The sequence below is a fragment of the Rathayibacter sp. Leaf248 genome (assembly GCF_920939495.1).
Taxonomy (GTDB): domain Bacteria; phylum Actinomycetota; class Actinomycetes; order Actinomycetales; family Microbacteriaceae; genus Rathayibacter; species Rathayibacter caricis.
In genome coordinates this window covers 2011702-2031040 of sequence record NZ_CAKLAV010000001.1, presented here as the reverse complement: position 1 = coordinate 2031040, position 19339 = coordinate 2011702, and the positions used below count along the sequence as shown (strand labels likewise).

The window sequence follows — 19339 nt, the reverse complement described above, 5'->3', positions numbered from 1 at the left end:
AGTATTTCGATGAAGAAGTCACTCCTCAGTGCGGCCGTCCTCACGGCCGCCTCCGCCCTGCTCCTCGCCGGCTGCAGCGACCCGGGGGCCGGCGGCGGCACCGACGGCGGCGCTGCCGCTCCCGCCTCCTGGCCCGCCCAGGACGCCGACCTCGAGGGCACCGAGCTCACCATCTGGGCCGCGCAGAACTCGAACACCGTCCCGGAGTCGGTCGTCGAGGGCTTCGAGGAGCTCACCGGCGCGTCCGTCGAGATCGAGACGATCCCGGACCCCTACGAGCAGGGCGTGCAGACCAAGGTCGCCACCGGCGACAAGCCCGACCTGGCGTTCTGGCAGCCCACCGCCTCGCAGCTCACCGCCCTCAACGCGACCACCAACCTGCAGAGCCTCGACGGCGCCCCCTGGCTCGAGGACTTCGATCCCGCGCTCGCCGACATCACCGGCACCCTCGACGACACCCGCTACGCCGCGCTGGTCTCGACCCCCGCGGTCGAGGGCGTGTACTACAACAAGAAGGTCTTCGAGGAGAACGGCATCACCGAGCTCCCCACCGACTGGGCCTCGTTCCTCGAGACCGCCCGCCAGCTCAAGACCGCGGGCGAGACCCCGTTCTTCGAGATGGGCGCCGACCGCTGGGCCACCCAGTGGTGGGTGCAGGTGCAGCTCGCCGACGCCGCGGCCGACGGCCTCTGGGACCGCGTCAACTCCGGCGAGGAGAAGTTCACCGACCCGACCATCCAGGGGGCGATCGACTCCTACAAGGGCCTGATCGACGAGGGCCTCTTCAACGAGGACATCAAGACCGCCACCTTCGAGGACCAGGGCGCCGCCCTCCTCGCCGGTGACGCGGCGATGGTCGTGCAGGTCAACTCCTTCTTCGGCCAGCTGCAGTCGCTGTCCGACACCGAGACGCTGAACGACACGATCGGCTTCTTCCCGATCTCGCCCTCGGGCAACGTCGGCACCTTCATCCCCGACCAGTCCAACGCGCTCGTAGCCTTCAAGACCGGTGACGAGAAGAAGGAGGCGGCCTCGCGCCAGCTCCTCTCCTACTGGCTCGGCGACGGCTACGCCGACTTCGTCGAGGCGCAGAACACCATCTCGCTCGAGCCCTCGGTCACCACGCCCGACACCGTCCCCACCGCGCTCGTCTCGGTCAGCGAGTCGGTCGGCACCTCCGTCGGCTCGATGCAGGCCCTGGCGATCGCCAACCCGGACCTGTACATCTACCTCGCCGACATGATCCAGGGCACCAAGACCCCGGAGGAGGTCGCGCAGGCGACGCAGGACCAGTTCGCGCAGCTCGCGAAGGCTCAGGGAGCCACCGGCTTCTAGCCACTCGACGCCGGGGCCCGTCCGCACGACGGGCCCCGGCACTCCTCCCCATCGAAAGGCAGTGACCGCGTGTCCACCACCCGAGCAGCCGCGCCTCCCCGCGTCCTCGCCCGCGCCCTGAAGTCCGACGGGTCGCCCCGCGGTCGCCGGTCCGATCATCCGCTGGTCTTCCTCGTGCCGGCCCTCGTCGTGCTGGTCGTGTTCTTCTTCGTGCCGACACTCTTCAACTTCGTCTACGCGTTCACCGACTGGTCGAGCTTCAAGTCGGCCATCGGCTTCGTCGGGATCTCGAACTTCGTCGACCTGTTCCAGAGCGGCACGCTGACCCAGGCGCTGCGGGTGACACTGGTCTACGCAGTGCTCGTCGCGGTCTTCCAGAACCTGTTCGGGCTGATCCTGGCGCTGCTCTTCGAGAAGGACACGCGGGTCAACCGCTTCGCCCGGGTGATGTTCTTCATCCCGGTGATCATGTCGGCGCTCGCCGTCGGCTACGTGTTCCAGGCGCTGCTGAAGCCCGACGGCGCGCTCAACGGCATCCTGTCGTTCGTGACCGGCCAGACCGTCTCGACCGCGTGGCTCGGCGACACCACGTGGACGATCGTCGTCGTCGCCCTCATCCACTCGTGGAAGTGGATGGGCCTCTCGATGCTGATCTACCTGGCGGGCCTCAAGACGATCAGCGGCGACGTGCTCGAGGCCGCGCGCCTCGACGGATCCTCGTGGTGGCAGACGTTCCGCGACATCCGCTTCCCGCTGATCGCGCCGGCGCTGACCTTCAACGTGGCGACCGCGCTGCTCGGATCGATGAACGGCTTCGACATCGTGCAGGCGACCACCGAGGGCGGCCCGGGCGGCACGACCGAGCTGCTCAACATCTTCATCTTCCGCACCTTCGGCCAGGGCCTGTTCGCCCAGGCGACCACGATGAGCCTCATCCTCTTCGTCGCCGTCGCCCTCCTGGCCTTCCCCGTCATCCGCATCCTGCGCCGTCGAGAGGACGTGCTGTGAGCACCATGGTCGAGAAGCTCGCTCCGGCGCGGAACCCCGCACCTGCTCCCACCCCCGTCCGGAACCGCCCGTCCGCCTCGCGGACGCTCGCCCGCCTCGCGCAACCCACCGCCGCGCTCGCGGCCGTCGTCCTGCTCCTGGGCGTCCCGTTCTGGCTCATCGTCAGCACCGCGGGCAAGACCCAGGCCGAGGCGCTGAACCCGAACCTCGCGGCTCCGTCGCAGTGGCAGCTGCTCGAGAACTTCGCCACCGTCTTCACCGACGGGCGGATGGTGCAGGCGTTCCTCGGCAGCGTGCTCGTCATGGTGCCGTCGGTGCTGGGAGTGCTCGTGCTCGGCTCGATGGCCGCGTGGATCCTGGGCCGCCGCACAGGGCGGGGGATGGCCCTCGTCTACGCCCTCGCGATCAGCGGCATCGTCCTGCCGCCGGCCGTCGTGACCGTGGTGCTCCTCCTGCGCCAGCTCGGACTCGCCGGCACCGCCGTCGGCATGGTCGGCGTGTACATGGGGATGTACCTCTCGACGGTGATCTTCTTCGTCACCGGCTTCGTCCGGACGATCCCGGCGGAGCTCGAGGAGGCGGCCCGGGTCGACGGGGCGCGACCGTTCCGGGTGTTCTTCACGATCATCCTGCCGCTGCTGATGCCCGTGCTCGCGACGGCGACGATCCTCATCTGCCTGTACATCTGGAACGACGTCTTCTACGCGCTGTTCGTGGTCGGCGGGCGGCTCGACACCCTGCCGCTGAACCTCTACCAGGTGGCCAGCGCGGGGCTCTACCTCCAGAACTGGCACCTGATCTTCTCCTATATCATCCTGATGAGCCTGCCCCTCCTCCTGGTGTTCGTCTTCGCCCAGCGCAAGATCATCTCGGGCATCACGAGCGGCGCGGTGAAGTGAGCGCCTCCGAGACCGACGCGGCGCCGATCGCCTCCGCCCCCTCGTGGCTCGCCCTGCACCAGCGCGACGGCCGAGGACGGAAGCGAGACGACATGAAGCGGGACAGGGCGGCGAAAGCCCCGGTCATCGCCGACGTCGCGGCGCTCGCGGGAGTCTCGGTGCCCACGGTCTCGCGGGTGCTCACGGGTGCCGCGAAGGTGGCTCCCGACAAGCGCGAGCGCGTGCTCGCCGCGATCGCCGAGCTGAACTACCGCCCCAGCGCCGCCGCGCGCACCCTCGTCACCCGCCGCTCCCGCACGATCGCGGTCGTCGCCGGCAACACCTCGCAGTACGGCTACGCCGAGGCGATCCGCGGCATCGAGGAGGAGGCGCGCGCCGGCGGCTGGACCGTCACCATCACGGTCATCGAGTCGGCCGACCCGGACGACATCGAGAAGGCGCTCTCGCTCGTGCTGAGCCAGAGCCCCGACGGCATCGCGGTGCTGAAGTTCGACCCGCCCGGCGTCGCCATGGTCGCGGCGCTGCCGCCCGGAGTGCCGGTCGTCGCGCTCTCGGGGGTGCGCGGGCGGGGGATCCCGCAGGCCGTGCTCGACGAGCTGCACGCCGCCCAGGCGCTGACCGAGCACCTGCTCGAGCTCGGCCACCGCACCGTGCACCACGTGCGCGTGCCGCCGTCGCGCCGCGAGGACGGCCGGACCACGGGATGGCGCCGGGCGCTCAAGGAGGCGGGCGTCGCCGTGGCGCCGACTCCGCTCGAGGCGACCTGGGAGCCGGAGTCGGGGCGCGCTCTGGCGCACCGGCTCGCGGAGGATCCCGAGGTCACGGCGGTGTTCTGCGGCAACGACGAGATCGCGATGGGGGTCATCAAGGGGCTCACGGAGGCGGGGCTCCGCGTTCCGGAGGACGTCAGCGTGGTCGGCTTCGACGACCATCCCCTCGCGCGGATGTGGACCCCCGCGCTGACGACGGTGCGCCAGGACTTCGCGGGCCTCGGCCGCCGCGGCTTCGGCCTGCTGCTGCGCGCGATGGAGGACGGCGGGGGCGCCACCTTCTCGTCGGAGCGCCCCGAGCTGATCGTCCGCGAGAGCTCGGCGCCCCCGCGCGCGTCCCGCTGACGGGTCGGCGCTTCTGCTGATCGAGCAGCCCGCGCGGCGGCCCGTCTCTGCTGATCGAGTAGCCCGCGCAGCGGGCGTATCGAGATCCACCCCCTCCTGATGACGTGGGTCTCGAAGCTTCTATTTGTCAAGGTCGGCAGAGGTGGGGGAAGAGTTCGCGGCAGAGGGCTCGTTTGAGGAGGCGGAGGGTGTCTTTGGTGGTTTTGCCTGCGGCGAGGTGGGCGTCGCGGTAGTCGCGGGTTCGTTGTTCGTGGGAGAGGCGGACGACCGCGATTTGATAGAGCGCGGAGTTCGCTTGCCGGTTGCCGCCTCGGGAGAGGCGGTGCCGGTGGGTCTTCCCGGAGGACACGGGTTGCGGGGCGGCGCCGAAGAGTTTCGCGAGGGCTGCTTCGTTGCGGATGCGGTGGCCGTTCTCGCCGACCGCGACGAGGAGTTCCGCGGCTGTGATCGCGGCGACGCAGTAGACCTCGAGCAGGCGCGGAGCGCGGAGTTCGACGAGGACGCGGAGTTGCTTCTCGAGTGCTGCGGCGTCGGTGTCCAGAGCGATCCAGCGGATGGCGTGTTGACGCAGCAGCCGGGTGAGGGTGTCGGTGACGACGTCGCCGGTCGTGGCGTCGGGAAGGGCGGCGAGACGGCGCATCCGGGTCTTCCGAGTTCCTTCGCGGGGTAGGTCGCGGAGGGCGTCGGGGGCGGTGATCAGGAACTGGTCGACTTGACCGGTGATCTCCTTCTGCTGTTTGACCAGCAGATTCCGGGTCGCGCTGAGCAGTCGCAAGGCTTCGACGGTGGAGGTCGTGTCCTTCGGGATCCGCGGGGATCGTTCCTCGAGCGCGCGTCGGGCGGCGGCTTCCGCGTCGAACGCGTCGGTCTTCCCCCGTCGGCGGCGCGCGGCCGCGTCACCGGGTGGGACCTCGATCACGGACACGTTCTGCGCGAGCAGGAACCGGGTCAGCGCAGCGCCAAAGGAGCTGGTTCCCTCGACGCCGATGCGCAGCAGCGTCCCGAACACGGCGATCCAGGACAGCAACGCCACGAATCCGGCGGTGGTCGCGGGGAACGCCTGATCGGCGACCAGGCGGCCGGCCGTGTCGAGGACCGCGACGTGGTGGCTATCCTGATGAGTGTCGATGCCCGCGACGATCTCGCGGCCGGGCTGGGCTTGAACGGTGTTTGTTGTCATGCTGGACACGTCCCTTCCGAGGGTCACGCGTCCGATCAGTGGACAGACAAATCGGTGATGAGACCACAGGTCGGTCAGGCTTCTATCAAGTCATGACCGCCGACCGGACGCTTCAAACGGTGTCGCGGGGTTCGACAATTCGAGACCAAGACAGCCCGGCTAGGCGTCAGATACGCGATCGAGTCAGAACCCCGCGACACCACCAAGGCAATCACCGATACGCCGCTGCGCGGCTACTCGACCAGCAGGGGGAGCTTGCTGATCGAGTAGCCCTCGGGGAGGGCGTATCGAGATCCCGATCTCCGGGCGGTGGCGGGTCTCGATACGCCGCTGCGCGGCTACTCGACCAGCAGCGGCGTGCCGATCGAGCGGCCCGCGCAGTGCTCCCTGCTGCTGATCGAGTACTGCAAGCAGCGGTCCCTGCTCGCTGATCGAGCAGCCCGCGAAGCGGGCGTATCGAGATCCACCCTCCCGGCGACGGCGTGCGGCTATCGCTCGCGCAGCAGTGCCAGGAACTCGTCGGCCATCTCGAGCTGCTCCTCGAGCTTCGCGCGGCGCGCGGCGGCCTCGGCGACGAACGCGTCCAGGCGCGTGCGGATCGCGGCCGCCTCCTCCGCGGTGGCCGCGCTCTCGAGGCTGTCGACGACGCTCAGCAGCTCGGCCATCGCGTCGAGCGAGAAGCCGAGCGGCTTCATCCGGCGGATGAGGAGGAGTCGGTCGACGTCGCGCTCGGTGTAGAGGCGGAACCCGCCGACCGTGCGTCCGCTCGGCTTCAGCAGCCCGACCTCGTCGTAGTGGCGGAGGGTGCGCAGCGACATCGAGGAGCGGTCGGCGAGCTCGCCGATGCGCAGGGTCGCCTCGACCTCCTCGGCCGTCCGCTCGTCCGTCACGCACTGCTCCGCTCGCTCGAGGTGTCCGCAAACCTCACGTTGCGGTAGGTTTGCTGTCGATCCGCTCCCCGCCCCCATTCTCCGGCACGGCCGGAGCGGTCCCCGCGCGATGTGGCGCTCCTCCCTCGACAGCCGCTCGTCAGAGCCGACCCGCCCCGGAGCCACCCCATGGCCGTTCCCGCCCGCCCCCAGCCCGTGCACCGGGTCATCACCGTGCTCGACGCGCTGCGCTCGCCGCGGCAGCTGTCGCGCGAGGTCCTCGCCGGCATGGTGACCACTCTCGCCCTCGTGCCCGAGGTGATCTCGTTCTCGGTCGTCGCTGGCGTGGATCCGATGGTCAGCCTCGTCTCGTCGATCGTGCTCGCGCTCACCATGTCGATCCTCGGCGGGCGGCCCGGAGTGATCACGGCGGCCGCCGGATCCGTCGCGCTCGTCATCGCCCCGCTCGTGAGCGAGCACGGGGTGCAGTACGTGCTGCCGACGGTGATCCTGGCCGGAGTGATCCAGATCGTGTTCGGCCTCGCCGGACTCGCGCGGCTGATGCGGTTCATCCCGCGCTCGGTGATGATCGGCTTCGTCAACGCGCTCGGGATCCTGATCTTCGTCGCGCAGGTGCCGCACGTGATCGGGGTGCCGTGGGTCGCGTACGTGCTCTTCGCCGTGACGCTCGCGATCATCCTGGTGCTGCCGCGCTTCACGAAGGCGGTGCCGGCTCCGCTCGTCGCGATCGTCGTCGTGACCACCGCTGTGATCGTCGCCGGACTCGTCGTGCCGGACGTGGCCGACGAGGGTCCGCTGACCGGGCAGCTGCCCGGGATCACCCCGTTCCTGGTGCCGCTGACGCTCGAGACGCTGCAGCTGATCCTGCCGACCGCGCTGAGCGTGGCGTTCGTCGGGCTGATGGAGACGCTGCTGACGGCGAAGCTCGTCGACGAGATGACGGACACCCCGTCGCACAAGGGCCGCGAGTCGTGGGCGCTGGGCGTCTCGAACATCCTCGCGGGCTTCTACGGCGGCATCGCGGGCTGCGCGATGATCGGGCAGACCGTGCTGAACGTGAAGACCGGACGCGCGCGCACCCGCCTCTCGACCGTCGTCGCCGGCGTGTTCCTCCTGGCGCTCGTGACCGGGCTGAGCTCGCTGATGGGGCGGATCCCGATGGTGGCGCTCGCCGCGGTGATGATGATCGTGGCGATCACGACGGTCGACTGGCACAGCCTCCGTCCGTCGACGCTGCGGCGGATGCCGCTGCCCGAGACGCTGGTGATGGTCGTCACCGTGGTCGTCGTGGTCGCGACCGACAACCTCGCGCTCGGCGTGCTGGTGGGGGTGGTGCTGGCGATGGTCCTGTTCGCGCGCCGGGTCGCCCACGTGATCGCGGTCGAGCGGATCCTCGCCGACGACGGGGAGTCGGTGCGGTACGACGTCACCGGGCCCCTCTTCTTCGGCAGCAGCAACGACCTGGTCGACCGCTTCGCCTACGCCGATGACCCCGCGCACGTGGTGGTCGACCTCCGGCACGCGCAGATCTGGGACGCCTCGACCGTCGCGGCGCTCGACTCGATCGAGACGAAGTACCGCGACCACGGCGCGACCGTGTCGATCGAAGGGCTCGACGAGCGCAGCACCGGGTTCCACCGCCGGTTGACGGGGCGACTCGGTTCCTGAGCAGCGGTCAAGCCCCTGGGGCCCGGTGGCCGGAACCGCTGGGATGGAGGCGAACGGAAGGAGCACCATGTCGACCGAACCCTCCCGCGAGGACCTGCCGCTGCCCGACTGGAACGACATTTCGCTCGGCACGATCGCCGAGCGCATCCGCCCCCTGGACGAGGAGGGCGTCGTCGCGCTGCTGAGCTACGAGGAGGCGCACGGGGACCGCGCGCCGATCACCACGATCCTCCGCTCGCGACTCGCTCAGCTGCGCGAGGGCGCCGAGCCCGCCGGCCGCGTTCCGGAGTCGCTGCCCGAGACGTCGCAGGGATCCACCGGGTCGCCGGTGTCGCCCGCGACGTCCGGGCCGCCGATCAATCCGCCGTCGCACGAGGTGCCGACGAACCCCGCTCAGCCGCGCTGACTGCACACGGTCCGCACAGTGAGGCTTGCCACAATGGGGGACAGCCGATGACGGCGACCGGACGAGGGAGCAGTACCCGGACAGCGACAAGACTGACTCGGTAGGAGTCGTCATGTCCTGGATCGTGCTCGTTCTCTCGGGGGTCCTCGAAGCCGTGTGGGCCACCGCCCTCGGCAAGTCCGAGGGATTCACCCGCGTCGGCCCGACCGTCGTGTTCGGAGTCACCGTCGTGGCCAGCATGGCCGGCCTCGCGTACGCGATGCGCGAGCTGCCCACCGGCACCGCCTACGCGGTCTGGGTCGGGATCGGCGCCTCGCTGACCGTGCTGTACGGCATGTTCTTCGGCGGCGAGGGCTTCTCGCTCGTGCGCACGCTGCTGGTGTTCGGAATCGTCGCGTGCGTGATCGGGCTGAAGGTCCTGCACTGATCCGCGAGACGCCGCTCCGGTCCGCGACACGCCGGGGTGGGCGTCCCGAACCGGCATCTCGCTGTGCATCCCGAGGGGTGGTTGCAGGAGAACGCGCGTTCCCCGTAGGCTCGGAGCATCAGGGGAGAACGATCGTTCTACTGCTCTCCCCGTCTGCTTGAGGAGGAACCATGCCCACTCGTTCTGCACGCACCGCCTGGAACGGCTCGCTCGAGACCGGCGAGGGCCAGGTCGAGCTCTCGAGCTCGAAGCTCGGCACCTACGACGTCTCGTTCCCGAAGCGCGCCGCCGACGACGCCAACGGCGCGACCAGCCCCGAGGAGCTCCTCGGCGCCGCCCACTCGGCCTGCTACGCCATGCAGTTCTCGGCCGTGCTCGGCCAGGCCGGCGGCACAGTCGAGGCGCTCGACGTCCGCGCCGACGTCTCGCTCGGCCCGGACTCCGCGGGCGGCTTCAAGCTGACCGGCATCCACCTCGTCGTCAGCGGAGAGGTCTCCGATATCGACGAGGCCGCGTTCCTGAAGGCCGCCGACGAGGCCAAGGCCACCTGCCCGGTCTCGAAGGCGCTGACCGGAGTCGAGATCACCCTCGACGCCACCTTCGAGAGCTGAGCCCCGGCTCCACGCACTTCGAGCACCCCGTCGCGCACTGCGGCGGGGTGCTCGTGCGTCCGCCCCCCCCTTTCTTGCTGATCGAGTAGCCCGCGGAGCGGGCGTATCGAGATCCGCCGGCGACGGGGGCTTCTTCTGGGCCGGCTGGGTCTCGATACGCCCCTGCGGGGCTACTCGACCAGCAGGGAGGGGAGGCGTTCCCGACTCCGGTAAGGATCGCGGCCGAGCCGGACAGGGAAGACTGTGCAGATGCCTCCCGCCGACGAGCGACGAGAGCGGTTCGAGGCGCTGGTCGCCCGGACCGCGGATCCGGTGCGCCGCTACCTCCTGCGGCGGACCGACGCCGCCACGGCCGACGACGTCCTGTCCGAGACGATGATCGTGCTCTGGCGCCGGATCGATGCCGTGCCGGAGGAGGAGATCGCCTGGGCGATCGGAGTCGCCCGCCTGCAGCTCGCCAACGCCGAGCGCGGCCGCCGACGGCAGGACAGGCTGGCGCACCGCATCCTGGTCGTCGACCCGCCGCGGGACACCGGACCCGAGCCCGACGACGACGTCGCCGACGCCGTCTCGCGGGTGCTCGCGCAGCTGAAGCCCGCCGACGCCGAGCTGCTCCGGCTCTCGGTCTGGGAGGAGCTCGCCCCCCGCGAGATCGCGGACGTGCTCGGGGTGACTCCGGGTGCCGTCTCGGTGCGGCTGCACCGGGCCTGCGCGAGATTCGCGGCTCTGTGGAGTAAGACCGGCGGCGCCGCCGGACATGCAGGGGAAGAGGAGGGGAGCGGACGATGACCGATCCTGATGCGCACGAGCTGCGCCGGCTGATCCGCGCCGCCGACCCCGCCTCGTCGCTCGCGCCCCTGCGCGACGACCAGCTCGTTCGACTCGTGGAGGACGCCATGACCCAGAATCCCGCCACTACTCCCGCCCGCACGACCGCCCGCCGCCGGGCGCCCCTCTTCGCCGGACTCGGCGCGCTCGCCGGCGGACTCGCCGCTGCCGCCGTCGCGCTGACCCTGGCGCTCGGGCCCGGCTCCGCGCCGACCCGCCTCGACCAGCCGCCGGCCGGCAGCGGCCTCAGCGCGATGTGCGCGGTGGTGACCGCCGAGGCGATCGCCGACTCCGACACCGCCTTCCGCGCCGAGGTGACCGGCATCGACGGGGACGTCGTGACCCTGTCGGTCCTCGATGTGCTGCACGGCGACGTCGGCGACACGGTGACGGCACCGCAGGGCGGCGGCACGGCGATCGACGGCGAGCCGCTGCAGTTCGCCGAGGGGGCGACCTACCTGCTCGCCACCCGCGACGGCGTGATCTCGACCTGCGGGCTGAGCGGCGAGGACTCGCCGGAGCTCGAGGCGCGGTACACGGAGGCGTTCGGAGGCTGAGTCCGTCAGCAACCGAGGTCGGATCGGTGAGGCGTGGCCCGAACCGCCGTTCCGGCCGCTCCTGCCCTCGGTTGCGAACACAGAGGCAGCGCCAGGAGATGGGCAAGCGCTTTCCAGAAGCGACCCGACCCGGGTAGCATCAGGACTCCGCATCACCGTCGATCGCCGCAAGGACGCCATGACCGCCGCCCCCCTCCTCCGCGCCGCCCTCGTCGGGACGGGCGCGGTCGCCCACCTCCACGCGCAGGCCCTCGCCACCCGCGCCGACGTGCGCCTCGTCGCCGCCGTCGACACCGACCCGGTCCGCGCCGCCGAGTTCGCCGAGCGCTACGGCATCCCCGCGCACGGCACGAGCATCGACGACCTGCCCGAGGTCGACGTCGTGCACCTCTGCACCCCGCCCGCCGTGCACGCCGCTCAGGCCGAGGCCGCCTTCGCCCGGGGCGCGCACGTCGTCGTCGAGAAGCCGCCGGCCCTCTCGCTCCTCGAGGTCGATCGGATGACCGCCGCGGCCGACGCCGCCGGTCGCCTCCTCGCCGTGGTCTTCCAGCAGCGCACGGGCACCGCCGCCGCGCACGTGAAGCGGCTGCTCGACTCCGGAGCGCTCGGCCGCGTGCTCGTCGCCCGCTGCGACACCCTCTGGTACCGCGACCCCGCCTACTTCGCCGTGCCCTGGCGCGGCACCTGGGAGTCGGAGGGCGGCGGCACCACCCTCGGCCACGGCATCCACCAGATCGACCTGCTCGCGCACCTCGTCGGCGACGTCCTCGAGGTGACCGGCCAGGCCTGGCGCGAGGCCCGCGACATCGAGACCGAGGACGTCTCGACGGGCGTGCTCCGCTTCGCCTCGGGAGCCGTCGCGTCGGTGCTCACGTCGGCCGTCTCGCCGCGCGAGGTCAGCGCGATCCGCCTCGACACCGAGCGCGCCACGATCGAGGTCGAGCACCTCTACGGCCACGGTCGCACCCACTGGCGCATCACGCCGTCGCGCGAGGTCGCGCCGGAGGAGGCGGAGGCCTGGGCGTTCCCCGACGACGAGGACGTGCCCAGCGGCCACGCGCCCTACCTCGACGCCGTGTACGACGCGATCGCGACGGGCGGCCCGCTGCCCGACGTCGCCTCCGGACCGGCCCGCTCGCTCGAGATCGTCGCCGCCCTCTACCTCTCGAGCACCCGCGGCGGCCCCGTGCGGATCGACGAGCTCGCGGATCCCGCGCTGCGCGGTCCGATGCGCGCCGACGTGCGGGACCAGCGCCGATGAGCGCCGTGGAGCTGCCGGCGGGCCTCGGCGTCCTCGTGCTCGCCGAGGACGCACCGCGCCACGTCGAATCGCCGCGCCCGTTCGTCCATCCGCTGCGCACCCCCTCCGGAGTCGTCGTCTCGGATCTGCGCCCGGCCGACCACGACTGGCACCACGGCCTCTCGCTCGCCGTGTCGAACATCCGCATCGGCGACGAGGCCGACGAGATCAATCTCTGGGGCGGCGTCACCTGGGTCGCGGGCGACGGCTACCGTCAGCTCGACAACAACGGCTCCCAGCTCGTCGAGTCGGTGACGGAGGAGCACGACGGCGTGCGGCTGCGGGTGGGCTGGTACGACGCCGGGGGCCGCCGGTTCCTCGAGGAGGAGCGCCGGCTGACCGTGCACGAGGGGCCGACCGCGACGGTGCTCGAGGTCGTGAGCGAGTGGACGTCGCAGACCGACCGTCCGCTCGGCTTCGGCTCGCCGACCACGGCCGGGCGGCCGGGAGCGGGGTACGGCGGGCTGTTCCTCCGCGCGGCGCCGCGCCTCGACGGGGCCCGCGTGCTCGCCCCGCGCGGCGAGAGCACCGAGGCGATGGGCCGGTCGGAGGAGTGGCTCGCGCTGGTCGGCGCGGGCGTCACCGTCGCGATGCGCGCCGACTCCGCGAATCCGGTGGCGCCCACTCCGTGGTTCGTGCGCAGCGAGGGCACGCCGATGCTGTGCGCCGCGCCGTTCTTCCACGAGGTCTGGACCCTGCCGCCCGCCGAGTCGGCGCGCTGGCGCTGGCAGGTGCTCGTCGCCGACGGCGAGCTCGAGGCGGAGGCGATCGGGGCCGCCTGGTGACGGCGCTGCACCGCGACACCCTCGGCTCGCCCTACGAGGATCCGCTGCTCGACGGCCCCACGGATCCCGTGCTCGTGCAGGCGCCCGACGGCTCGTGGCGCCTGTTCTACACGCAGCGCAGGGCCGCCCTCGATCTGCCGGGCGTCGAGTGGGTGCACGGCACGCGCATCGGAGTCGCGGAGTCGGCGGACGGCGCGTCGTGGCGGTACCTCGGCACGGTCGACGGCCTCGATCCCGCCGGCGCCCCGGACCCGTCGACGCAGTGGGCGCCCGACATCGTGCGGATCGACGGCCGCTACCTGATGACGCTGAGCTGGATCGAGGGCGTGCGCTCGGACTGGACCGGGCGCGCGTCCCTCGTGCAGTTCGCGAGTGACGACCTCGTGTCGTGGACGCGCCTGGGCGCCGTCGACGTCGGCTCGGACCGGGTCATCGACGCGGCGATCGCCCGGTGCGGCGACGGCCGCTGGCGGCTCTGGTACAAGGACGAGGAGCAGGACTCGACGACGTGGGCGGCGGTGTCGGACGACCCGTTCGATCCGGAGTCGTGGCGGGTCGAGGGGCTCGCGATCGGCGGACGGGCGCACGAGGGGCCGAAGGTGTTCGTGCTCGGCGGGCGGTACTGGATGATCACCGACGAGTGGCGCGGGCTGGCCGTGCACTCCTCGCCCGACGGGGTCAGCGGCTGGGAGCGGCAGGGGCTGATCCTGACGGCGCCGGAGCGGCTCGGCGAGCGGCCGGTCGTGGGGCGCCATGCGGACGTGGTGGGGCTCGACGCGGAGTCGGCGCTGATCGTGTACTTCACCCATCCGGGGTGGGACGGCGCGGAGCTGGCCGACGCGCCGGCCGATCGGGCGCGGCGGCGCAGCCACGTGCGTGTGGCGGTTGTGCGGGTCGACGCGGGAGTGCTGCGCTGCGACGCGGACTGAGGTGTCCCGGGCTCGGGAGGACGTTCGGCTCGCAGAAACCCGTTCGGCTCGCAGGAATCGAGTGATCCTGCGAGCCGAACGAGGTCTCGCGAGCCGGAGGTGACCCGGACGTGATCCGAGGTCGGGCCGGCGGTCAGGCCGGAGTCGTCGCCGCCCGGTACCGGAAGCCCGCGCCCAGGTGCTCGGACGGCAGGCGGTCGCCGCGCCCGTGCAGCTTGTTGCGGAGGCTGCCCTCGACGTACTCGTCGGGGTAAGCACCGCGGCGGCGCAGCTCCGGGACGATGAACTCGACGACGTCCTCGAAGGTGCCCGGCGTGATCGCGTAGGCGAGGTTGAACCCGTCGACGTCGGTCTCCTCGACCCATTCCTGCAGGTGGTCGGCCACCTCGGTCGGCGAGCCGACGACGAACGGGCCGAGGCCGCCGATGACGCTGAGCTTGGCGATGTCGCGGACCTTCCACTCGCTGCCGTCCTCGTTCGCCTCCTGGAAGTTGGCGACGGCCGACTGGATCGCGTTGCTCTTCACGTTGCCGATCGGCTCGTCGAGGTCGTACTGCGAGAGGTCGATGCCCATCCAGCCCGACATGAACACCAGCGCGCCCTCCTCGCTCGTGTACGAGAGGAAGTCGCGGTGCTTCTCGTGCGCGGCTTCGCTGGTCTCGGCCGTGATGATCGTCAGCAGCGTGTAGATCTTGGCGGAGTAGCGGTCGCGGCCCGCGGCCTCGAGCGCGTCGCGGATCCGCGAGACGGTGGCCTTCAGGCCGGCCTTCGTCGAGGACGCGACGAAGATCGCCTCCGCGTTGCCCGCCGCGAAGCGGACGCCGCGCGGCGACGCTCCGGCCTGGTAGATCACCGGGGTGCGCTGCAGCGACGGCTCCGAGAGGTGGATGCCGGGCACGGTGAAGTTCTTGCCGCGGTGCCCGATCTCGTGCACCTTCGACGGGTCGGTGAAGACTCCGGAGTCGCGGTCGCGGACGACCGCGTCGTCCTCCCACGAGCCCTCCCACAGCTTGTAGAGGACCTCGAGGTACTCGTCGGCCACGTCGTAGCGGTCGTCGTGCTCGAGCTGGTCCTCGTGGCCCATGTTGCGCGCGGCGCTGGGCAGGTAGCCGGTGACGACGTTCCAGCCGACGCGGCCCTTGGTCAGGTGGTCGAGCGTCGACATGCGGCGCGCGAACGGGTACGGGTGCTCGTAGGCGGTGCCCGCGGTGATGCCGAAGCCGAGGTGCTCGGTCGCGGCGGCCATCGCCGAGACGAGCAGGATCGGGTCGTTGACGGGGACCTGCGCGCCGTGGCGGATGGCGGCCTCGTTGGAGCCTCCGTACACGTCGTAGGTGCCGAGGACGTCGGCGATGAAGATGCCGTCGAAGGTGCCGCGCTCGAGGAGCTTCGCGAGCTCGGTCCAGTACGAGAGGTCCTTGTAGCGCCAGGACTGGTCCTGGGGGTGGCGCCACATGCCGGAGGACTGGTGGGCGACGCAGTTCATGTCGAAGGCGTTGAAGCGGATCTGGCGGGTCATGGGCACGATAGTGCCCGACGCTCCCGAGGACTCGGCGGGTGCCCGACGCGGGGCGTCACACAACGACGGGTGTCGGGCGTCGGTGTCGCGTCCGCAAGCCGAATCATCGCCAGAGACGATTCGGGTTGTAGAGTCAACCCGAATCATCTCCTGCGATGATTCGGGTTGCGAGAGGGCACGTCCATGGCATCGACGACCGAGTGGCCGCCGCACCGATCCGAGACGCGGCCGTGGCGGCAGGCCGCTCGTGCCGGATCGCGCGCGGACAGGACGCTGTCCGAGGTCGTCGTCTCGCTCCCGCCGCTCCTCGCCGGGCTGACCTGGGACGCCGGAGTCGACCTGCAGCAGGAGCTCGACGCGGCGCGTCGGGCGATCATCGGTCTCGACGCCCGGCACGGGAACCGGCTCGGAGCACTCGGCCGGCTCCTGCTGCGCACGGAGGCCGTCTCGTCGTCGAGGATCGAGCGGGTCGATGCGACCCTGGAGGACTACGCGCGGGCGACGGTCGGGAGTCGTGCGAACGCGGGCGCGCTGTCGATGGTGGCCGCGACGGAGGCGCTGACGACCATGGTCGACCGCGCGGGCCTCTCCGGCACGATCGAGGAGGAAGCCCTGCTCGCGGCGCACAGGACGCTCCTCGCGGACGACCCGATGGACGGACGGTACGCGGGCGCCTACCGGACGATGCAGAACTGGATCGGCGGGAGCGACTACTCGCCCCGGGACGCGATCCACGTCCCTCCGCCTCCGGGGACCGTGCCCGAGTACATGACGGATCTCCTCGCCTTCGCCAACAGGGACGACGTCGACCCGATCGTCCAGGCGGCGATCGCCCACGCGCAGTTCGAGTCGGTGCATCCCTTCACCGACGGGAACGGGAGGATCGGCCGGGCGCTGATCACCGCGATCCTGCGCAGACGGGGTCTGACGACCGTGGTCGTCGTGCCGATCGCGTCCGCGCTCGCGGCTCGGCGCTCGCGGTACTTCTCGCTGGTGAACGAGTACCGCCAGGGGTCCCTCGCCCCGTTCGTCCGGGAGCTCGCGACCGCAGGTCTCGTCGCGGCGGAGGAGGCGGGCCGCACCGCCGAGCAGATCGAGCGGCTCCCCGGTCTCTGGGCTCGGGAGGTCGCTCCGCGCGCAGGGAGCTCCGCGGCGCTCCTGCTCGACGCGCTCCTCGACGATCCCGTCCTGACGACTGCGCGCGCTCGGGCGATCACCGGTCGGGCGGCGTCCAGCGTCGGCTCCGCCGTGAAGCAGCTCGTCGACGCCGGAGTCCTCCTCCCGCTCACCGAGAGGACTCGCGATCAGGCGTGGGTCGCCACCGACGTCCTCCTCGAGCTCTCCGATCTGGAGGAGCGGATCGGCGCCGCGATGCGGCTCCGGGCGTCCCCCTGACCCCTCAGCCCAGCTGCCGCGCCAGGAACGCGAGGTGCTCGGCGATCTGGAACGCCTCGCCCTGCTCGTGGCCGTTGTACGGGTAGATCCGCATCTCGCGCGGGCCCGTGTAGCGGTTGTAGGAGGCGTACACCGTCGACGGCGGGCAGATGTCGTCGAGGAGGCCCACCGAGAACATCGCGGGGATCCGGGCGTGCGGCGCGAAGGACGTGCCGTCGAAGTAGGCGAGGGTCGCGAAGACGCGCTCCTCGGAGCCGCGGTGGATCCGCAGGTACTTCACGATCTCGCCGTACGGCATCGTGTCGATGATCCGCGTGGCGTGGCGCATGTGGCTGAGGAACGGCACGTCGATGATCGCGGCCTGCGCCGACGAGGACTCATCCAGCATCCCGAGGATGCCCGCCACCGCGAGGCAGATGCCGCCGCCCTGGCTGCCGCCCGAGATCGCGACCCGCGACGGGTCGACGGCCGGATGCGCGCGCAGCACGTCGAGGGCGCGGACGGCGTCGGTGAAGACGCGGCGGTAGTAGTACTCCTCGGGCGAGGCGATGCCCTGGGTCATGAAGCCGTTGGCGTGCGGGCCGCTGCCGACGGGGTCCGGGGTGTCGCCGGTGCGGTGGCCGGTGCCCTGGCCGCGGGTGTCCATCACGAGGTGGGCGTAGCCGGCGGCGCTCATGGTGGTCCACTCGGTGAGGTGCCCGCGCCCGCCGCCGTAGCCGATGTAGCTCACGACGGCGGGGAGGGGGCCCTCGACGCCGCGGGGGAGGATCAGCCAGGCGCGGATCGGGTGGCCGCCCCAGCCCGAGAACGTGACGTCGAAGGTGTCCAGCAGCGTGAATCCGGCGTCGACCTGTTCGAGCACGGGCTCGTCGGCCAGCGCGCGGGCCTCGGCGACGGTGCTCCGCCAGAAGTCGGCGAAGCCCTCCGGCTCGGCGAGTTCGGGCGCGTACTCCTCGAGGAGCTCGAGGGGCAGGTCGAACTGGGGCATCGGGGTCTCCTTCCGCGGTGCGGCGACGGTGCCGCGGATCCGCTACTTGACGTCCATCCGATATCGAACCTATCGTAGGGCAAACGCTTTCCCGGAACGTTTCACATGCCGATGCGCACCCCCGACAGATGTCGGGTAGGTTCGGATCGAATGCTCCGGGACTGGAACGAGGAAGTTCACGAGAGGACGATGATGTTCAGCACCAAGCGCACACGACTCGCCGCCGCGGCGATCGCCGCCGTCGCAGCGATCAGCCTGACGGGATGCTCCGGAGGGGGTGCCTCCGGCTCCGCCACCGTCGACCCCGACGAGGAGATCACGCTCGACTACACCTTCTGGGGCAACGACGACCGGGCCGCCCGCTACGACCAGGCCATCGCGCTGTTCGAGGAGGAGCACCCGAACATCACGATCAACTCCACCTTCACGGACTACCCCGGCTACTGGGAGAAGCGCCAGACCGAGGCCGCCGGCGGCGGACTGCCCGACGTGATGCAGTTCGACTACACCTACCTCCGCCAGTACGGCGACAACGGCCTGCTGGGCGACCTCAGCGAGTACTTCGGCGGCGTCGTCGACGAGAGCACCATCTCGGAGGACCTCCTCGCGACCGGCGAGCTGGACGGCGCGACCTACGCGATCCCCACCGGCTACAGCGCCTGGGCGATCTTCCAGAACCAGGACCTCCTCACCGCGAACGGCCTCGAGCCCTACCCGGGCGGCGGCAGCTGGGACGACTACGCGGCCTACGTCGCGGACGTCACCGAGAAGACCGGCGGCGCCGTCTACGGCGGCACCGACTACACCGGCCGCATCCAGAACTTCGAGCTGCAGCTGCGCGCCGACGGCAAGGAGCTGTTCACCGAGGACGGCGAGCTCGGCTTCACCGAGGGCGACCTCGCGGCGTTCTGGGAGCAGGGCGACGAGATGCGCACCACGACCGGCGTGCCGGCCGCGCGCCTCCAGGAGCTGCTGCCCAAGTCCGGCTTCGGCGCCGGCATCGCCTCGAGCGAGATGAGCTGGAGCAACTTCCTCGGCGGCTACATCGGCGACTCCGGAGCCTCCGAGATCGTCATGACCGCGCCGCCCACCGCGGACGAGGGCACCCAGGACCTCTACCAGAAGGTCGGCCTGATGCAGGCGATCTCCTCGGCCACCGAGCACCCCGAGGCGGCGGCCACGTTCCTCGACTTCCTCATCAACAGCCCCGAGGTCGGCGAGATCTTCGGCGCCACGCTCGGCATCCCCGCCTCCTCGGCCCAGCTCGAGGGCGCGAACCTCGAGGGCCCGGACAAGCAGGTCTCCGACTACCTCGAGTCGGTCTCGGACCGCATCGGAGAGGCCCCGGCCGCTCCGGTCGCCGGCTACGGCGCCATCGAGGCGAACTTCCTCGACCTGGGCACGAGCCTGGGCCTGGGTGCGGTGAGCGTCGACGAGGCGGTCCAGCAGTTCTTCGACGAGACCGCCATCACCCTCGGCAACTGATCGATCCCGACGGC

Annotated in this window: 19 protein-coding genes and 1 riboswitch; of the genes, 15 read left to right on the top strand and 4 right to left on the bottom strand. The window is 71.1% G+C overall.

The annotated features are described in order from the left end of the window. Positions 1 to 9 precede the first annotated feature (9 nt). The 4 genes from LRG51_RS09870 (at position 10) to LRG51_RS09855 (ending at position 4357) form a co-directional block, all read left to right on the top strand. A complete protein-coding gene (locus LRG51_RS09870; protein ID WP_055785530.1) occupies positions 10 to 1335 on the top strand; it encodes an ABC transporter substrate-binding protein in 1326 nt (441 codons plus the stop codon). Between the two features lie 69 nt (positions 1336 to 1404). Beyond that, the gene (locus LRG51_RS09865) at positions 1405 to 2343 is read left to right on the top strand and encodes a carbohydrate ABC transporter permease (protein WP_230672521.1); all 939 of its coding nucleotides are present in this window, start codon (positions 1405 to 1407) and stop codon (positions 2341 to 2343) included. 5 nt (positions 2344 to 2348) lie between these two features. Beyond that, positions 2349 to 3242 carry a carbohydrate ABC transporter permease gene (locus LRG51_RS09860; protein WP_082481069.1) on the top strand — a complete coding sequence of 298 codons (894 nt, stop codon included), beginning with the start codon at positions 2349 to 2351 and terminating at the stop codon, positions 3240 to 3242. A gap of 92 nt (positions 3243 to 3334) precedes the next feature. Next, complete coding sequence (locus LRG51_RS09855) at positions 3335 to 4357, top strand: LacI family DNA-binding transcriptional regulator (RefSeq protein WP_107575759.1); 1023 nt, start codon at positions 3335 to 3337, stop codon at positions 4355 to 4357. Between the two features lie 127 nt (positions 4358 to 4484). Here LRG51_RS09855 and LRG51_RS09850 read toward each other — a convergent pair whose 3' ends face one another. Further along, entirely contained in the window at positions 4485 to 5537 is a 1053-nt protein-coding gene (locus LRG51_RS09850) for an IS110 family transposase (RefSeq protein WP_230672519.1), read from the bottom strand. A 488-nt stretch (positions 5538 to 6025) separates the two neighbouring features. Then, entirely contained in the window at positions 6026 to 6427 is a 402-nt protein-coding gene (locus LRG51_RS09845) for a MerR family transcriptional regulator (protein WP_230672517.1), read from the bottom strand. 168 nt (positions 6428 to 6595) lie between these two features. On the opposite strand from LRG51_RS09845, the gene LRG51_RS09840 reads away from it, so the two are divergent. The 9 genes from LRG51_RS09840 to LRG51_RS09800 all read left to right on the top strand — a co-directional run bounded on the left by LRG51_RS09840 (position 6596) and on the right by LRG51_RS09800 (position 13938). After that, on the top strand, positions 6596 to 8095 hold the full coding sequence (locus tag LRG51_RS09840; protein ID WP_230672515.1) for a SulP family inorganic anion transporter: 1500 nt from the start codon (positions 6596 to 6598) through the stop codon (positions 8093 to 8095). Between the two features lie 67 nt (positions 8096 to 8162). Then, positions 8163 to 8501, top strand: a complete 339-nt coding sequence (locus LRG51_RS09835; RefSeq protein ID WP_230672513.1) for a hypothetical protein — start codon at positions 8163 to 8165, stop codon at positions 8499 to 8501. 38 nt (positions 8502 to 8539) lie between these two features. Beyond that, a riboswitch (guanidine-III (ykkC-III) riboswitch) is annotated at positions 8540 to 8603 on the top strand. Positions 8604 to 8613: 10 nt separating this feature from the next. Continuing rightward, the gene (locus tag LRG51_RS09830; protein ID WP_055785535.1) at positions 8614 to 8928 is read left to right on the top strand and encodes a DMT family transporter; all 315 of its coding nucleotides are present in this window, start codon (positions 8614 to 8616) and stop codon (positions 8926 to 8928) included. Between the two features lie 170 nt (positions 8929 to 9098). Next, a complete protein-coding gene (locus tag LRG51_RS09825) occupies positions 9099 to 9539 on the top strand; it encodes an OsmC family peroxiredoxin (RefSeq protein ID WP_230672511.1) in 441 nt (146 codons plus the stop codon). 249 nt (positions 9540 to 9788) lie between these two features. Next, positions 9789 to 10328 carry an RNA polymerase sigma factor gene (locus LRG51_RS09820; protein WP_230672509.1) on the top strand — a complete coding sequence of 180 codons (540 nt, stop codon included), beginning with the start codon at positions 9789 to 9791 and terminating at the stop codon, positions 10326 to 10328. Then, positions 10325 to 10924 carry a hypothetical protein gene (locus tag LRG51_RS09815; RefSeq protein ID WP_230672507.1) on the top strand — a complete coding sequence of 200 codons (600 nt, stop codon included), beginning with the start codon at positions 10325 to 10327 and terminating at the stop codon, positions 10922 to 10924. The genes LRG51_RS09820 and LRG51_RS09815 overlap by 4 nt, the downstream gene beginning before the upstream one ends. A gap of 178 nt (positions 10925 to 11102) precedes the next feature. Next, positions 11103 to 12185, top strand: a complete 1083-nt coding sequence (locus LRG51_RS09810) for a Gfo/Idh/MocA family protein (protein ID WP_230672505.1) — start codon at positions 11103 to 11105, stop codon at positions 12183 to 12185. Further along, on the top strand, positions 12182 to 13009 hold the full coding sequence (locus LRG51_RS09805) for a PmoA family protein (RefSeq protein WP_230672503.1): 828 nt from the start codon (positions 12182 to 12184) through the stop codon (positions 13007 to 13009). Before LRG51_RS09810 ends, LRG51_RS09805 begins: the two co-directional genes overlap by 4 nt. Continuing rightward, a complete protein-coding gene (locus LRG51_RS09800) occupies positions 13006 to 13938 on the top strand; it encodes a family 43 glycosylhydrolase (RefSeq protein ID WP_230672501.1) in 933 nt (310 codons plus the stop codon). The genes LRG51_RS09805 and LRG51_RS09800 overlap by 4 nt, the downstream gene beginning before the upstream one ends. Before the next feature lie 133 nt (positions 13939 to 14071). Here LRG51_RS09800 and LRG51_RS09795 read toward each other — a convergent pair whose 3' ends face one another. After that, positions 14072 to 15457, bottom strand: coding sequence for an LLM class flavin-dependent oxidoreductase (locus tag LRG51_RS09795; protein WP_055785559.1), 1386 nt, complete (start codon positions 15455 to 15457; stop codon positions 14072 to 14074). 183 nt (positions 15458 to 15640) lie between these two features. Between LRG51_RS09795 and LRG51_RS09790 the strand changes: the two genes are divergently transcribed. Next, complete coding sequence (locus LRG51_RS09790) at positions 15641 to 16852, top strand: Fic family protein (protein ID WP_107574258.1); 1212 nt, start codon at positions 15641 to 15643, stop codon at positions 16850 to 16852. Between the two features lie 4 nt (positions 16853 to 16856). On the opposite strand, the gene LRG51_RS09785 is transcribed toward LRG51_RS09790, so the two are convergent. Further along, the gene (locus tag LRG51_RS09785; RefSeq protein ID WP_230672499.1) at positions 16857 to 17840 is read right to left on the bottom strand and encodes an acetylxylan esterase; all 984 of its coding nucleotides are present in this window, start codon (positions 17838 to 17840) and stop codon (positions 16857 to 16859) included. 189 nt (positions 17841 to 18029) lie between these two features. Here LRG51_RS09785 and LRG51_RS09780 point away from each other — a divergent pair, with 189 nt between their 5' ends. Further along, complete coding sequence (locus LRG51_RS09780) at positions 18030 to 19325, top strand: ABC transporter substrate-binding protein (RefSeq protein WP_230672497.1); 1296 nt, start codon at positions 18030 to 18032, stop codon at positions 19323 to 19325. Positions 19326 to 19339 lie beyond the last annotated feature (14 nt).

What these genes read in the sequence shown, in the direction of transcription:
- LRG51_RS09810 (WP_230672505.1), top strand. Translation starts at nt 11,103, where the DNA reads ATGACCGCCGCCCCCCTCCTCCGCGCCGCCCTCGTCGGGACGGGCGCG.
- LRG51_RS09805 (WP_230672503.1), top strand. Translation starts at nt 12,182, where the DNA reads ATGAGCGCCGTGGAGCTGCCGGCGGGCCTCGGCGTCCTCGTGCTCGCC.
- LRG51_RS09835 (WP_230672513.1), top strand. Translation starts at nt 8,163, where the DNA reads ATGTCGACCGAACCCTCCCGCGAGGACCTGCCGCTGCCCGACTGGAAC.
- LRG51_RS09850 (WP_230672519.1), bottom strand. Translation starts at nt 5,537, where the DNA reads ATGACAACAAACACCGTTCAAGCCCAGCCCGGCCGCGAGATCGTCGCG.
- LRG51_RS09825 (WP_230672511.1), top strand. Translation starts at nt 9,099, where the DNA reads ATGCCCACTCGTTCTGCACGCACCGCCTGGAACGGCTCGCTCGAGACC.
- LRG51_RS09790 (WP_107574258.1), top strand. Translation starts at nt 15,641, where the DNA reads ATGGCATCGACGACCGAGTGGCCGCCGCACCGATCCGAGACGCGGCCG.
- LRG51_RS09795 (WP_055785559.1), bottom strand. Translation starts at nt 15,457, where the DNA reads ATGACCCGCCAGATCCGCTTCAACGCCTTCGACATGAACTGCGTCGCC.
- LRG51_RS09855 (WP_107575759.1), top strand. Translation starts at nt 3,335, where the DNA reads ATGAAGCGGGACAGGGCGGCGAAAGCCCCGGTCATCGCCGACGTCGCG.
- LRG51_RS09820 (WP_230672509.1), top strand. Translation starts at nt 9,789, where the DNA reads ATGCCTCCCGCCGACGAGCGACGAGAGCGGTTCGAGGCGCTGGTCGCC.
- LRG51_RS09785 (WP_230672499.1), bottom strand. Translation starts at nt 17,840, where the DNA reads ATGCCCCAGTTCGACCTGCCCCTCGAGCTCCTCGAGGAGTACGCGCCC.
- LRG51_RS09840 (WP_230672515.1), top strand. Translation starts at nt 6,596, where the DNA reads ATGGCCGTTCCCGCCCGCCCCCAGCCCGTGCACCGGGTCATCACCGTG.
- LRG51_RS09780 (WP_230672497.1), top strand. Translation starts at nt 18,030, where the DNA reads ATGATGTTCAGCACCAAGCGCACACGACTCGCCGCCGCGGCGATCGCC.
- LRG51_RS09830 (WP_055785535.1), top strand. Translation starts at nt 8,614, where the DNA reads ATGTCCTGGATCGTGCTCGTTCTCTCGGGGGTCCTCGAAGCCGTGTGG.
- LRG51_RS09870 (WP_055785530.1), top strand. Translation starts at nt 10, where the DNA reads ATGAAGAAGTCACTCCTCAGTGCGGCCGTCCTCACGGCCGCCTCCGCC.
- LRG51_RS09860 (WP_082481069.1), top strand. Translation starts at nt 2,349, where the DNA reads ATGGTCGAGAAGCTCGCTCCGGCGCGGAACCCCGCACCTGCTCCCACC.
- LRG51_RS09815 (WP_230672507.1), top strand. Translation starts at nt 10,325, where the DNA reads ATGACCGATCCTGATGCGCACGAGCTGCGCCGGCTGATCCGCGCCGCC.